A 14553-nucleotide genomic window follows, 5' to 3' on the forward strand; every position below is an offset into this window, starting at 1 on the left:
TAAGGTAACAATTTATTTAAACCATATAAAATCATGTACTTATGTTAACACCTGAAGACAAAGACTTATTAGTGAAAAAAGGAATTTCCGAGCAGCAGATTGCAGAACAACTGGCTTGCTTTGAAAAGGGTTTCCCATTTTTGAAGTTGGATGCAGCCGCTTCTGTTGAAAAGGGAATCATGGCTCCCGCCGAAAATGAAATGAAAAATTATTTGGAAGCATGGGATACATATAAGGAAGGGGAGAAAACTATCGTGAAGTTTGTACCCGCCTCTGGTGCTGCCAGCCGCATGTTCAAGAATTTGTTCGAATTCCTGGGGGCTGATTATAATACTCCGAAGACTGATTTCGAAAAGAAATTTTTCGACCATATTCATAGCTTCGCATTCTACAATGACTTGAATGCGGCTTGTATGGATAATACAGGAAAGGATATTGATGCTTTGATGGCCGGGAAGGAGTATAAACCTATAGTAGCCAATTTGTTGGAAGCTGCCGGCTTGAACTATGGGGCATTACCGAAGGGGTTGTTGAAATTCCATCGGTATGCGGATGGTGTGCGTACACCGCTGGAAGAACATTTGGTGGAGGGTGCGTTGTATGCGGCAGGCAAGACCGGAAAAGTGAATGTGCATTTCACCGTCTCTACGGAACATCGTGAGTTGTTCACAAAGCTGGTGGAAGAGAAGGTTGCCGTTTATGCAAAGAAATACGGGGTGGAATATGATGTGTCGTTTTCTGAACAGAAGCCGAGTACGGATACGGTTGCTGCCGATATGGAGAACAAACCTTTCCGCGATAAAGGCAAGCTGTTGTTCCGTCCGGGGGGGCACGGCGCGCTGATTGAGAACCTGAATGATTTGGATGCCGATGTTATCTTTATCAAGAATATAGATAATGTGGTTCCCGATCGCTTGAAAGAGGATACTGTTACGTATAAAAAGCTGATTGCGGGGGTACTGGTTACTCTGCAGAAGCAGGTATTTGAATATTTGGAATTACTGGATGGCGGTAAATATACACATGCGCAGCTGGAAGAGATCATTCGTTTCTTACAGCAGACTTTATGTTGCCGCAAACTGGATATCAAGGATCTGGAAGATGCCGACCTGGTTATTTATCTGCGTAAGAAGTTGAACCGTCCGATGCGTGTATGCGGTATGGTGAAGAATGTGGGTGAACCGGGAGGCGGCCCGTTCCTGGCTTATAATGCGGATGGTACTGTTTCATTGCAAATTTTGGAAAGTTCTCAGATTGACATGAATGATCCGGTCAAGAAAGAGATGTTCGAGAAGGGTACTCACTTTAATCCGGTGGATTTGGTGTGTGCGGTACGCGATTATAAAGGAAACAAATTCGACTTGGTGAAGTATGTGGATAAGGCTACAGGTTTTATCTCTTATAAATCAAAGAACGGTAGAGAACTGAAAGCATTGGAGCTTCCGGGCTTGTGGAACGGCGCAATGAGTGACTGGAACACTGTTTTTGTTGAAGTGCCGTTGAGTACCTTTAATCCGGTGAAGACTGTGAATGATTTGTTGCGTGAACAGCATCAATAATTCCTTTTTTTATTATAGACTACATGGATTTATACAGATCGGACGATTTGTGTAGGTCCGTGTAGTTTTTTGTGAAATTAATTTATATACCCTTGATTACTAACCTATAATTAAAAAGAATGAACCTGCTGACCTTTATTGCCCCACTGGCTGTGGCGGCAACTTTTATGATGCCGGCCGATGCTGCAAATCACAAAGAATTACCGGCATTGGGAAATACTCATATTCAAGTATTCGACAAAACCCCTGTTTGTTTTCGTCCCGATTCTTTCCCTAATTATACTCCTGCCAATGCTGACGGAGTGATCCGTCTGGTAAACGGGCGTATCATTTTAAAGAAAATAACCTTGCCCGATTATAAAAGGGATGTGGATGTTACCCTGAAAGTAACTGTAGCTTCCAATGGTGACCGTTGGGATAAATCTGGCTCTTGTTTTGTGCTTCCCAAAGAATCGGTGATTAATCTGATGAATATAGCCGAAGGCAAGAGGGCGTTTCCTGCGGTAGACAGTACCAAATATGAAAAAATGATTGGTATTGTTCCGGGTCAGGATTATGTGCCTACCCTTGAACTGATGCGTTTTATGACCCCGTTCGGTGTGGGGTATTATAGTTCGGATAATGATTCTTTGAGCAGCAAGAGGCGTCCTGTATATATCCCGAAATGGGAAAAGAGTGTGACTTGGGTGCAGGATATTACCGATCTTTATCCGGCATTGGAGAGAGAGGCATACGTGGGAATTTATATTGATACATGGACTGCCGAGGGGTATGTGGCCAGTATGGAATTGGATGTGAAGGAGAGTAAGATCACTTGCGACGTGATGCCGGAGCGCCGTGTGAAGCCTTTGATGAATACGGTGTATTATATCGGACAGACTTATCCGGATATTTTCTCACGCAAAGATGTGGTGATGGATTTTGATATGCCGAAAGCTGCCAAGAATGTTCGTTTGAAGTATATTGTAACAGGTCACGGAGGACATAGTGGCGGAGATGAGTTTGTGGAGAAACGGAACATCGTGTCTGTTGATGGCAAGGAGGTGTTGAATTTCATTCCTTGGCGTGATGACTGTGCTTCTTTCCGCCGTTTTAATCCGGCCACGGGAGTATGGCTGATACCACGAGTTGCCGCATATATAGGTGATAAGGGGTATACGACAAAAGAGATTGAAGAACCTTTGGCTTCTTCGGATTTGTCCCGTTCCAATTGGTGTCCGGGTAGCGATGTGATGCCTGAGGAGGCTGTTATTGGTGACTTGTCGGCCGGTAAACATTCTTTTAAGGTAAGTATCCCTGAGGCACAACAGGTAGATGGCAATAAATTGAATCATTGGCTGGTTTCAGCTTATTTGGTTTGGGAGGAATAACTTTTCCCGATTATTAATAGCTGCTGGAGCGGTTTGAATCTTTCCGAATATGAATGGTGAATTTCTTTCGGAAGGATTCAAAGCCTCTTTGCGGTAAATGGACATTATTTGTTTTTTCTTTTCATGCTGCGGATGATTTCTTTGTCCTCCGTGCTTACCCGATAAGATTCTATGATTTTTTGTAGTGCCTTATTGTAAGTAAAGTCATCTAAATGATTTTCCTTCAGATAGTTCATCGTTTTTTGAGGAAACTTGACATAACATACGGATAAAGCCCATGCTACAGCCATCTTCACATAATATCCTTCGTGACTGATCCGGTCCATCCATTGCAATACGTTGTCTATATACTCTTCGTCAATATAATGAGCCATTGCCATTACTACTCCGAAACGTATTTCATATTCTTTGTCGGATTTCATCCGGTCTTCCAAAAATAGCCAGACCCTTTTCTTGTTCTTGTCCACAAACCGTTGTTTGCCGTAAAAGTCAAAGGTGTCACAAACAGACCAACTGTTGATGATGGCAATAAACCGGGCAACCAGTGAAAGATATGCTTGCGTGTCTTTCATTTTCAGATTACTTATTACCATACCTTGTAGCATACGTTCCTCCATATAATAAGTATCCGCAGTCTGTAGATAACTCTCCCAGTCATCTTTGGCAATTTGTGCTCCTAACCGCCTTAGGGCAGGGATGCGGATACCCAATACATTTTCTATTCCCGGATGCAGCGATTCGGTAAACTTTTTATTTCCATTTTCTGCCAGTTGCAGCAAATTTTCTTTTATGGTCAATCCATTGATACGATATTCGTCCATTTTGTTTTTGTAAGATAGGGTTAGATTTTCAGTCCCATGATATAATCGTTCATATAATATCCGTTGCCTATATGGAAATCTCCTTCTGCAACTTTTTCCATTCCCAAATGTTGGTAGAATTGTAAAGCCTTATTGTTACGGTTTACATTCAAATGCATTTCGCAAGGTCCGGGATGGATTTCTTTAATTGCTTTGACGGCCTGCTCAAATAGTGCTTTGCCCAACCGGCAACCTTGAAAAAGGGGAAGTACATAGATTTTCTGCAGATGAAATAAATGTTCTCCTTCGGGCTGTATGGAAACATATCCGGCAGCTTCTCCATCTTTGTAAGCTATGTAATAGATGTGCCCTTCCTCTTCCATTTGTTTACGCAGGTTTTTCGGAGAGTACATCCAGTCCATCATGTAATCCAATTGTTCTTTTGAAAGAATTTCCCGGTAGGTAGCCGGAAACACGATCTGAGCCATCTCGTTAATCAACTGAATATCATTGGTCGTTGCCTTTTTTATGGTAAACATGATCTTTATATCTTTTTAGTGTTATAACGAGAGGCAAAGATAAACTTTTTGCAAGAAAAAAAGGGGATTCCTTTCTTTTTCTTGTTTAAATATTAATTTATGCAAAATAGTAGAACTATGTAATACAAGGTACTTGTATAATACATATATTTGTGCCAAACAAAGTATTATAGATTATGAATGTAGACAATGTACGATCTCAGATGCGCAAAGGAATGCTGGAATACTGCATTTTATTGTTGTTGCACAAAGAGCCGTCATATGCTTCGGATATCATTCAAAAATTGAAAGAAGCCCGGCTCATTGTAGTAGAAGGGACGCTTTATCCGCTGCTTACCCGGCTGAAAAACGATGACCTGCTCTCATACGAATGGGTAGAGTCCACTCAGGGACCACCTCGTAAATATTATAGTCTCACTCCTCAGGGTGAAACATTCCTTAGCGGACTGGAGGCTGCCTGGGAGGAGCTGGCGAATACAGTGAATCATTTAAAAAACAATTAAAAACAGGATACAATGAAAAAGACTTTAACCATAAATTTAGGAGGTACCGTTTATCATATAGACGAAGACGCTTACCATTTGTTGGATAACTATTTAACTAACCTGCGTATTCACTTCTGTCGTGAGGAGGGAGCGGAAGAAATTGTACATGATATAGAATTACGTATCTCTGAGCTGTTTACCGACCGTTTGAATGAAGGTAAACAGGTTATTACCATTGAAGATGTGGAAGAAATCATAGCCCGGATGGGTAAACCCGAAGATCTTTCCGATGAAGAAAGTGGAGAAGCATCGGGTTCGGAAAAACAAAAAGGAACCACTATGCGCCGCTTGTTTCGTGATCCGGACAATAAGGTACTAGGTGGAGTGGCTTCCGGACTGGCTGCTTATATGGGATGGGATGTTACTTGGGTACGTATCATTCTATTGGTTCTTGGTTTCTTTGTTCATGGGGTGATATTGGCTTATATCATAGCGTGGATTATTATTCCTATGGCGCGTACCGCTCCCGAGAAACTCGCCATGAAGGGGGCTGCTATTAATATGGAGAATATAGGCAAGACTGTAACAGACGGATTTGAAAAAGTGAATGATTATGTACGCTCAGACCGTCCTAGGAGTATCTTGCAAAAGATAGGGGAGGGGATTGTGTCTGTGGCAGGGTTCCTTATCAAGTTCCTGCTTGTTTTCATTGCTATTTGCTGTGCGCCTGTATTGTTTGTATTATTGATTGTCTTTTTTGCATTGCTGATGGCGGCTACGGGACTGATTGCTGCATTGCCGGCTGTGCTTTATGAGGTGCTGCCTGCGGTTAATTGGGCTACGGTGGGTAGCTCTCCGGGGTTGACTGTCGCTATGTCCGTAGCAGGTATTCTGGTTATCGGTATTCCTATTATAGGACTGATACACATGCTGATGCGTCATTTTGGAGGTTGGCAACCCATGTCCATTGTAACTAAAATTATATTTATCGTATTGTGGCTCATCGCGTTGGGAGTGGGTGTTTTCTTTGTACTGAATGATCCAAATATTGCTTCAATGATATCGTATAGTTTATAAAATACACTATCTTTGCAGATGGAAAGTTGGGAATCAAGAGGTGTTTTGTTCTCAACTCTCCGTTTTTTGTAAGGAATATCAAACATATATAAATACTATGACTAAGAAGATTTTATTGCTGGGTTCTGGCGAATTAGGTAAGGAATTCGTCATTGCGGCAAAACGTAAAGGGCAGTATGTTATTGCTTGCGACTCTTATGCAGGTGCTCCGGCCATGCAGGTGGCTGATGAATTTGAAGTGTTCAGTATGCTTGACGGTGATGCGTTGGATGCTGTGGTAGCCAAACACAAGCCGGATATAATTGTGCCTGAAATTGAAGCTATCCGTACCGAACGTCTGTATCATTTGGAACAGGAAGGTATTCAAGTAGTGCCGAGTGCCCGTGCAGTGAATTTCACGATGAACCGCAAGGCCATTCGTGATTTGGCAGCTAAGGAATTAGGATTAAAGACAGCCAAGTATTTCTATGCCAAGTCTTTGGAAGAATTGCAGGAGGCCGCAAAAGAGATTGGTTTTCCCTGTGTGGTGAAACCTTTGATGTCTTCATCCGGCAAAGGCCAGTCTTTGGTCAAGAGCGCGGATGAGTTGGAACAGGCATGGCATTATGGGTGTGAAGGCAGTCGTGGAGATATTAAAGAATTGATCATTGAGGAATTTATTCAGTTCGATAGTGAGATTACTTTGCTCACCGTCACTCAGAAAAACGGTCCTACTTTGTTCTGTCCGCCTATCGGACATGTACAGAAAGGGGGAGATTATAGGGAAAGTTTCCAGCCGGCGCACATTGATCCCGAACATTTGAAGGAGGCACAGCGTATGGCCGATAAAGTGACGGCGGCTTTGACCGGTGCGGGAATCTGGGGAGTTGAATTTTTCTTGAGTCATGAAAACGGAGTTTATTTCTCCGAACTTTCTCCCCGTCCGCATGATACCGGAATGGTGACTTTGGCAGGTACTCAGAATTTAAATGAGTTTGAGTTGCATCTGCGTGCGGTGTTAGGACTTCCTATCCCTGAAATTACACAAGAACGCATAGGGGCCAGTGCAGTGATTCTTTCTCCAATTGCCAGCAAGGAAGCTCCCCGTTATCGTGGTGAAGAGGAAGTTTGTAAGGAGACAAATACTTATCTCCGTATTTTTGGTAAACCTTATACAAAATTGAACCGCCGTATGGGAGTTGTGGTTTGTTATGCTCCTAATGGCAGTGACTTGGACGCTTTGCGTGACAAGTGCAAGGCTGCTGCTGCAAAGGTAGAGGTGTATTAATATCTTGTATTGATGGATATAAAATAAAGGTCCGGGCTTTTCCAAGTCCGGACCTTTTGTTGTTCCAAAGGTGTGCTTCCCTGAAACAAGGTTTTATAGTTTTTCTTTTTAAAAGAAGGGCGTAGGGAGACTTTTTTCTGTAAGGAGTATGTGGCCTTGTAATCAGATTCATCCTTAAAATATTTTATTCGGATTCCTAAACCTTTCCTGACGTATGGTTAAGGGTTTTCTTCCTGCCTGTTTTATCTCCGCAAGCCTTTGGAGTTGTCTCCATAAGCTTTGGAGTTAACTCCATAGCCTTGGGAGATAACTCCAAAGGCTATGGAGATAGAATATATCCGTATAAAAAGGTTTAATCTGAAGATAGAAAAGGCTTATACAATAGGGAGGATATGAGCATTCGTTTAATTCCGTTAGCGGGTTATTGCTTTTTTCATCCCTTCCGGTCCTTTGGACTTCATGAGGCGGAAAGATTGGTTTAGTCATTCTTTCTTTTCTTGGTCCGGATTTGTAATGACTTCTTCGTCTTCCGGATAACTCCTGTTATCTTCTTCTTCCTCGTCAATGAAAAGTTCCGGTTGTTGAGGACCTTTGTGTCTGAACAATATAGCTGCGGCTATTCCGGCCGCTGCGCCCCCCAAGTGTCCCTCCCAAGAAGTGGTGGAGGAAGCGAACTGCGGGAACATGTTCCATACCAGGCTGCCATATAGAAAGGTGACAAGCAATGACAGGGCTACTAAAGGAACGTGTTTGCGGAGAATGCCACTGAAGAACAGAAAGAAGGCGAGTGAATAAATTATACTGCTGGCACCTATATGCCATCCAGGCTTGCCTATTATAAATGTAAGTATTCCACTGACTATCCAGATGAAAAAAAGTATACCAATGCCCAAATCACGATAAAAGTAGAGCAGACACCATAATAAAAAAAGAAGAGGAAAAGTGTTCGCAAATAAATGTCCCCAATCGGCGTGTATCAACGGAGAAGTGAGAATCCCCATTATTCCTTTGGTTTCTTTGGGATATATGCCCCAGGTGATAAAATCCCAATTCATGACACTTTCCATTGTACGCAGGGTGTACAGAATGAAAAGAAGTAATAACGGAAGAGCAAAAGCCAATAGAATTTTTTGAATTTCAAGTTTCATTTTGTCATAATTATGCTGATTTCTGTGCAATACTACGGATATTTGAGCGAAAAATGAAAAATATTTTGCTATTTAATTTTGCTTTATCCATTTAATTACTAATTTTGAGCGTTGCATACAAAAATAATATGTGACACAAATTGATATGGAAATTTGATTTATAACCTTAAAATAACAACTATGAGTTACTTACGATTTGACAAGACTCTTATGACGAACCTCGGGGAATCATTACCGAAAGAAATTCTCCGCACAAACCGTTCAGGGGCTTACCATTGTACAACCATTGTTGATTGCAATACGAGAAAATATCATGGATTGCTTGTCATTCCGGTGCCTGAGCTGGATGATGAAAACCATGTATTGTTATCGTCGTTGGATGAAACAGTGATACAACACGGCGCTGAATTTAACCTGGGGCTTCATAAGTATCAGGGTGACAATTACAGCCCCAGGGGACACAAGTATATCCGGGAATTCGAGTGTGAGAAAGTTCCTACCACTATATACCGGGTAGGTGGTGTGATTCTGAAGAAGGAAAAGCTTTTCGTTCATCATGAAAATAGAATTTTAATCCGTTATACTTTGCTGGAGGCACATTCGGCCACTACGTTGCGTTTGCGTCCGTTTCTGGCTTTCCGCAGCGTCCGTCAGTATACTCATGAGAACGCACAAGCCAGCCGTGACTATCAGGAGGTGGACAATGGGATCAAGACATGCATGTATCCGGGCTATCCCGAATTATATATGCAATTGAACAAGAAGAACGAATTCCACTATCAGCCGGATTGGTATCGGGGAATTGAGTATCCCAAAGAGCAGGAGAGAGGATATGATTTTAATGAAGATTTGTATGTTCCGGGTTATTTTGAAGTGGACATAAAGAAAGGTGAAAGCATTGTCTTTTCAGGAGGTGTTTCCGAGGCCGGTACCCGTACATTAAAGAGAACCTTTGAAGAGGAGGTGGAAGAACGTACTCCGCGTGATAATTTCCAGCACTGTCTGATAAATGCTGCCCATCAGTTCTTAAATAAACAGGGAGATGAGTTTTATATTCTGGCAGGATATCCGTGGTTTAAATGCCGTGCGCGCGATATGTTTATTTCCCTGCCGGGACTGACATTGGCGATTGATGAAGTGGCTAAGTTTGAAATGGTGATGGAAACGGCCCGCAAGGCAATTCATGACTTTATTAATGATGAGCCTGATGATGTTAAAGTGTACGAAATGGAGCATCCTGATGTTTTGCTTTGGGCAGTGTGGTGTATCCAGCAATATGCCAAGATGGTGTCGCGTGACCAATGCCGTGAGAAATATGGTACATTGTTGCAGGACATTATGGAATACCTTCGCCGGGAGAATCATCCGAACCTTTTCTTGCATTCAAACGGTCTGCTATATGCCAACGGAACGGAAAAGGCTATCACATGGATGAATTCTACCGCAAACGGACGTCCTGTGATTCCTCGTACAGGCTATATCGTAGAAATTAATGCTTTGTGGTATAATGCTTTACGCTTTACAAATGAACTGTTGGGCGAAGGTGGAAACAATAATTTGGCTGAAACGTTAAATGTATTGGCAGAAAAGACGGGAAAGGCTTTCGTGGATACTTTCTTGAATGAGTATGGTTATTTACTGGATTATGTGGATGGCAATATGATGGACTGGAGTGTGCGTCCGAACATGATATTTACTGTAGCATTCGACTATTCTCCGCTTGATGCCCGTCAGAAGAAAGGGGTGTTGGACATTGTGACCAAAGAACTGCTTACCCCGAAAGGGCTCCGTTCGCTCAGCCCGAAGAGTGGCGGTTACAACCCGAACTATGTAGGTCCTCAGATGCAGCGTGATTATGCTTATCATCAAGGTACCGCATGGCCTTGGCTGGCTGGCTTCTATTTTGAAGCTTACCTTCGTATTTATAAAATGAGTAGCATAGGATTTGTGGAGCGTCAGCTGATAGGCTACGAAGACGAAATGACTTCTCATTGTATTGGCTCTATACCTGAACTGTTTGATGGTAACCCGCCTTTCAAAGGTCGTGGAGCTGTATCATTCGCTATGAATGTGGCAGAGATATTGCGAGTATTATATTTATTGAGTAAATACAATTATTGAAAGGAGGGACCTGTATGAAAGTATTAATGTTTGGATGGGAATTTCCTCCCAAAATATATGGTGGTCTTGCTGTAGCATCTTACGGTATAACAAAAGGTCTGAGTCTGCAAGGTGATATGGAAACAACCTTCTGTTTGCCCAAACCTTGTGGCGACGAAGAAAAGTTTCTGAACATTATAGGCATGAACCAAGTGCCCATTGTGTGGCGTGATGTGGATTATGATTACTTAAAGTCACGTCTTTCGACTTCGACTCCGGAACAGTATTATGCTTTCCGTGATCATATCTATTCTGATTTCTCATATATGCACGTCAATGATCTGGGGTGTATGGAGTTTGCCGGCGGCTATCCGGGAAACCTTCATGATGAGATCAATAACTTTTCTATTATTGCCGGTGTGGTTGCGCGCCAGCAAGAATTTGATATTATCCATGCGCACGACTGGCTGACTTATCCGGCTGGTGTGCATGCCAAGCTGGTAAGTGGCAAACCTTTGTGCATCCATGTGCATGCTACTGATTTTGACCGTTCGCGCGGTAAAGTGAATCCTACAGTATATGCTATGGAAAAGAATGGCATGGATCATGCCGACTGTATTATGTGTGTGTCCGAGCTGACCCGTCAGACTGTTATTCACCAATATCATCAAGACCCGCGCAAATGTTTTGCCATGCACAATGCCGTTTATCCGCTTTCGCAAGATTTGCTGGACATTCCTCGTCCTGATCACTCGAAAGAAAAAGTGGTGACTTTCCTGGGGCGTATCACGATGCAGAAAGGACCCGAGTATTTTGTGGAAGCCGCCGCATTGGTCTTGAAGCGTACCCGTAACATCCGTTTTGTAATGGCAGGATCGGGAGACATGCTGGACGCCATGATCAATCTGGCTGCGGAACGAGGTATTGCAGACCGTTTTCATTTCCCGGGGTTCCAGCGTGGGCGTCAGGTTTATGAAGCATATAAAAACAGTGATGTATTCGTAATGCCTTCCGTGTCAGAACCTTTTGGTATTGCTCCTTTAGAGGCTATGCAGTGCGGAACTCCTTCTATCATCTCAAAGCAATCGGGTTGCGGTGAAATTTTGGATAAAGTAATCAAGACAGATTATTGGGATATCAACGCTATGGCCGATGCCATCTATTCTATTTGTACGAATCCTTCTCTTTTCCAATATCTGCAGGAAGAAGGAAAGAAAGAGGTGGATGGCATTACATGGGAGAAAGTCGGCTTGAGAATCCGTGCCCTCTATGAGCAGGTGTTAAAAAACTATGGTAAATAATAAAACAATAACTAGGATATGAAAACAATATGTCTTTATTTTGAAATACATCAAATTATCCATCTGAAACGCTATCGCTGTTTTGATATAGGCCGTGACCATTATTATTATGATGATTATGAAAATGAGCGCGGCATCAGTGATATAGCCGAACGCTCGTATATTCCTGCGCTGAGTGCGTTGATTGAAATGGCAAAGAATCACGGTGATACTTTCAAGGTGGCTTTGTCTATCTCGGGTGTGGCGCTGGAACAGTTGGAAGTGCATGCGCCCGGTGTAATCGAGTTGTTGCATCAGTTGAATGAGACCGGATGTTGCGAATTCTTGTGCGAACCTTATTCTCACGGTCTTTCCTCATTGGCTAATGAAGATTGTTTCCGCGAAGAAGTGGAACGTATGCGTACCAAGATTAAACAAATATTTGGCAAGGAGCCGAAGGTATTCCGTAACTCCAGCTTGATTTATTCGAATGATATTGGCGCTACGATAGCCGATATGGGCTTTAAAGGTATGTTGACTGAAGGCGCGAAACATATTTTGGGTTGGAAGAGCCCGCACTACCTGTATCATTGTGCCATGAATCCGAACTTGAAGTTATTGCTTCGCGATTTCAAATTGTCTGATGACATCAGCCTGCGTTTCTCTAATTCCGAATGGAATGAATATCCGTTGTTTGCCGACAAATATATAGATTGGATTGCAGCTTTGCCGGAGGAGGAGCAGGTTATCAATATTTTCATGGAACTTTCTGCTTTGGGTATCGCCCAGCCATTGTCTTCCAATATTTTGGAATTTATGAAAGCACTGCCTGTCTGCGCAAAAGAAAGAGGGGTTACTTTCTCTACTCCGACCGATATCATTACCAAACTGAAATCTGTGGATCAGGTGGATGTTCCTTATCCTATGTCATGGATAGACGAGGAACGCGATATCAGTCCGTGGTTAGGCAATGTGATGCAGCGTGAGGCTTTCAATAAACTTTATAGTGTGGCAGAACGTGTTCATTTGTGCGATGATCGCCGTATTAAGCAGGATTGGGATTATTTGCAGGCAAGTAATAATTTCCGCTTCATGACCACTAAGAATACCGGTATTTGGTTGAATCGTGGTATTTATGATTCTCCGTATGATGCTTTCACCAACTATATGAACATTTTGGGTGATTTTATAAGTCGTGTCAATTCGTTGTATCCGGTAGATATGGATAACGAAGAATTAAATTCGTTGCTTACTACCATTAAGAATCAGGGCGAGGAATTGGTGGCTTTGAACAAGGAAGTGGAGAGATTGCAGGCTAAACTGGAGAAAGCTGAAGGCAAAAAGGCTCCTGCCGTAAAGAAAGAACCTGCGGCCAAGAAAGCAACGGCAAAGAAGCCGGTTGCCAAGAAAGCTGCTTCGAAGAAAGAAGAATAACAGAAATATAATATAAAGGACTTAAGAATTCACCGTTGTGCTTTCGGAAAACTGGTTTTAAGGTTGTAAGAGGCGGAACGGTGTTTTTCTATATAAAAGTTTGCTGCATTGAATATTTTATTTACCTTTGCCAATCTCAGATACGAAAAAACATGAAACAATTGTGCCAGAATAAACATACGATACGTTTCCGCTATTGGAGCCGGAAGAAGTACGCTATGTTTTATAGCTTGGGCAAATATGTAACTATTGGTAATCTGAAAAAGGAGATTGCCGATGTATCGTTGGGTAAACAGGCAAATGTTTGCACGGCATTCTCTGTTTGCTCTTCCGCACGGAAAGAGGATGCTGGAGAGGAATATGAAGAAGGAATGGCCCCTGTTGAATCCATGTTGCAAATGTTTCGGATCCAACTGCCTCAACCACAGGTGGCTGACGTGATTTGTCTTTTTTATTTAAATAAATATTTGTTTGCCGGAAAGATGTGCCATGCATCTTTTCGGCTTTTTTTGTCTTAATATGAACTGTATATGATGCTGAATGCAATAAGAAACAAAGTGTTGGGCGGTGAGAAGATTACCGTAGAAGAAGCCCGTTGGCTGTCCTGCCAGGCAGAGAAACAGGATTTGTATGATGCGGCTCATGAGATAACACGGGTCCTGGCTTCTCGGAAATTCGATATGTGTTCCATTATCAATGCTAAATCCGGTAAATGTCCTGAGAATTGTAAATGGTGCGCACAGTCTGCACATTATAAAACAAAAGCGGATGTTTATGATTTGGTTGGGAAGGAAGAATGTCTGCGCCATGCTTTGTATAACGAAGCGCAGGGAGTATCCCGTTTTTCTTTGGTGACCAGCGGCAGGAAACCGGGTAGCCGTAACATGGACCGGCTATGTGAGACAACAGAGTACATGCGTGCGCATTCGCATATTCAGTTATGCGCTTCTTTAGGATTGCTGGATGAAGCGGAATTGGAACGGCTGTTTAAGGCAGGCATCACCCGTTATCATTGTAATCTGGAAACGGCTCCCTCTTATTTTTCATCTCTATGTTCTACTCATACACAAGAACAGAAAATAGAAACGTTGCAGGCAGCACGCAGGGTGGGGATGGATGTATGTAGCGGAGGAATCATCGGCATGGGCGAAACAATGGAACAGCGTATTGAGTTTGCTTTTACACTGAGGGAATTGGAAGTACAGTCTATTCCTATAAACCTGTTACAGCCTATACCCGGCACTCCATTGGAAAAAATGGATCGTCTTGCAGAGGCGGAGATTCTGACAACCATCGCTTTATTCCGTTTTATCAATCCCACAGCCTTTCTTCGTTTTGCCGGAGGGCGTTCACAGATGAGTGTGGAAGCTGTAAAGAAAGCATTGTATATCGGTATTAATTCTGCCATTGTGGGAGATTTGCTGACTACATTAGGTTCCAAAGTATCAGAAGATAAAATATTGATAGAAGAGGCCGGGTATTCGCTTTGATACA

The 14553-nt window shown here is 42.6% G+C and carries 13 protein-coding genes; 10 read left to right on the forward strand and 3 right to left on the reverse strand.

Annotated features, from left to right (window positions below; genetic code table 11):
- Positions 1-41: 41 nt before the first annotated feature.
- Together AB5062_RS01985 and AB5062_RS01990 are read left to right on the forward strand one after the other, a co-directional pair.
- A complete protein-coding gene (locus tag AB5062_RS01985) occupies positions 42-1559 on the forward strand; it encodes a DUF4301 family protein (RefSeq protein ID WP_005843318.1) in 1518 nt (505 codons plus the stop codon).
- A 119-nt stretch (positions 1560-1678) separates the two neighbouring features.
- Positions 1679-2929, forward strand: a complete 1251-nt coding sequence (locus tag AB5062_RS01990) for a PNGase F N-terminal domain-containing protein (RefSeq protein WP_005843321.1) — start codon at positions 1679-1681, stop codon at positions 2927-2929.
- Positions 2930-3033: 104 nt separating this feature from the next.
- On the opposite strand, the gene AB5062_RS01995 is transcribed toward AB5062_RS01990, so the two are convergent.
- Complete coding sequence (locus tag AB5062_RS01995; RefSeq protein WP_016270357.1) at positions 3034-3750, reverse strand: DNA alkylation repair protein; 717 nt, start codon at positions 3748-3750, stop codon at positions 3034-3036.
- Between the two features lie 20 nt (positions 3751-3770).
- Positions 3771-4268 (reverse strand): GNAT family N-acetyltransferase, encoded by a 498-nt coding sequence (locus AB5062_RS02000; RefSeq protein WP_005843325.1) that lies wholly within the window; start codon positions 4266-4268, stop codon positions 3771-3773.
- Positions 4269-4444: 176 nt separating this feature from the next.
- Between AB5062_RS02000 and AB5062_RS02005 the strand changes: the two genes are divergently transcribed.
- From AB5062_RS02005 to purT, 3 genes are all read left to right on the forward strand, one after another.
- The gene (locus AB5062_RS02005; protein WP_005843327.1) at positions 4445-4771 is read left to right on the forward strand and encodes a PadR family transcriptional regulator; all 327 of its coding nucleotides are present in this window, start codon (positions 4445-4447) and stop codon (positions 4769-4771) included.
- A gap of 12 nt (positions 4772-4783) precedes the next feature.
- The gene (locus tag AB5062_RS02010; RefSeq protein WP_016270358.1) at positions 4784-5830 is read left to right on the forward strand and encodes a PspC domain-containing protein; all 1047 of its coding nucleotides are present in this window, start codon (positions 4784-4786) and stop codon (positions 5828-5830) included.
- An 88-nt stretch (positions 5831-5918) separates the two neighbouring features.
- Positions 5919-7097: a formate-dependent phosphoribosylglycinamide formyltransferase gene (purT, locus tag AB5062_RS02015; RefSeq protein ID WP_255323734.1), complete on the forward strand. Its 1179-nt coding sequence runs from the start codon at positions 5919-5921 to the stop codon at positions 7095-7097.
- A 482-nt stretch (positions 7098-7579) separates the two neighbouring features.
- Here purT and AB5062_RS02020 read toward each other — a convergent pair whose 3' ends face one another.
- Entirely contained in the window at positions 7580-8245 is a 666-nt protein-coding gene (locus AB5062_RS02020; protein ID WP_005847985.1) for a rhomboid family intramembrane serine protease, read from the reverse strand.
- Between the two features lie 180 nt (positions 8246-8425).
- Here AB5062_RS02020 and AB5062_RS02025 point away from each other — a divergent pair, with 180 nt between their 5' ends.
- From AB5062_RS02025 to bioB, 5 genes are all read left to right on the forward strand, one after another.
- Positions 8426-10366: a glycogen debranching enzyme N-terminal domain-containing protein gene (locus tag AB5062_RS02025; RefSeq protein WP_032953587.1), complete on the forward strand. Its 1941-nt coding sequence runs from the start codon at positions 8426-8428 to the stop codon at positions 10364-10366.
- A gap of 14 nt (positions 10367-10380) precedes the next feature.
- Positions 10381-11646 carry a glycosyltransferase gene (locus AB5062_RS02030; protein ID WP_005843349.1) on the forward strand — a complete coding sequence of 422 codons (1266 nt, stop codon included), beginning with the start codon at positions 10381-10383 and terminating at the stop codon, positions 11644-11646.
- 18 nt (positions 11647-11664) lie between these two features.
- Positions 11665-13059: a glycoside hydrolase family 57 protein gene (locus AB5062_RS02035; RefSeq protein WP_016270361.1), complete on the forward strand. Its 1395-nt coding sequence runs from the start codon at positions 11665-11667 to the stop codon at positions 13057-13059.
- 152 nt (positions 13060-13211) lie between these two features.
- A complete protein-coding gene (locus tag AB5062_RS02040; protein ID WP_005847981.1) occupies positions 13212-13577 on the forward strand; it encodes a hypothetical protein in 366 nt (121 codons plus the stop codon).
- A 12-nt stretch (positions 13578-13589) separates the two neighbouring features.
- Entirely contained in the window at positions 13590-14549 is a 960-nt protein-coding gene (bioB, locus tag AB5062_RS02045) for a biotin synthase BioB (protein ID WP_016270363.1), read from the forward strand.
- Positions 14550-14553 lie beyond the last annotated feature (4 nt).

It is taken from the genome of Phocaeicola sp. RTP21359st1_B8_RTP21360_211022, assembly GCF_040911965.1.
In the GTDB taxonomy this organism is placed as follows: domain Bacteria; phylum Bacteroidota; class Bacteroidia; order Bacteroidales; family Bacteroidaceae; genus Phocaeicola; species Phocaeicola vulgatus.

Bases quoted from the DNA above. Each gene is read 5' to 3' on its own strand.
- AB5062_RS01985 (WP_005843318.1), top strand. From the start codon at position 42: ATGTTAACACCTGAAGACAAAGACTTATTAGTGAAAAAAGGAATTTCC.
- AB5062_RS01990 (WP_005843321.1), top strand. From the start codon at position 1,679: ATGAACCTGCTGACCTTTATTGCCCCACTGGCTGTGGCGGCAACTTTT.
- AB5062_RS01995 (WP_016270357.1), bottom strand. From the start codon at position 3,750: ATGGACGAATATCGTATCAATGGATTGACCATAAAAGAAAATTTGCTG.
- AB5062_RS02000 (WP_005843325.1), bottom strand. From the start codon at position 4,268: ATGTTTACCATAAAAAAGGCAACGACCAATGATATTCAGTTGATTAAC.
- AB5062_RS02005 (WP_005843327.1), top strand. From the start codon at position 4,445: ATGAATGTAGACAATGTACGATCTCAGATGCGCAAAGGAATGCTGGAA.
- AB5062_RS02010 (WP_016270358.1), top strand. From the start codon at position 4,784: ATGAAAAAGACTTTAACCATAAATTTAGGAGGTACCGTTTATCATATA.
- AB5062_RS02020 (WP_005847985.1), bottom strand. From the start codon at position 8,245: ATGAAACTTGAAATTCAAAAAATTCTATTGGCTTTTGCTCTTCCGTTA.
- AB5062_RS02025 (WP_032953587.1), top strand. From the start codon at position 8,426: ATGAGTTACTTACGATTTGACAAGACTCTTATGACGAACCTCGGGGAA.
- AB5062_RS02030 (WP_005843349.1), top strand. From the start codon at position 10,381: ATGAAAGTATTAATGTTTGGATGGGAATTTCCTCCCAAAATATATGGT.
- AB5062_RS02035 (WP_016270361.1), top strand. From the start codon at position 11,665: ATGAAAACAATATGTCTTTATTTTGAAATACATCAAATTATCCATCTG.
- AB5062_RS02040 (WP_005847981.1), top strand. From the start codon at position 13,212: ATGAAACAATTGTGCCAGAATAAACATACGATACGTTTCCGCTATTGG.
- bioB (WP_016270363.1), top strand. From the start codon at position 13,590: ATGATGCTGAATGCAATAAGAAACAAAGTGTTGGGCGGTGAGAAGATT.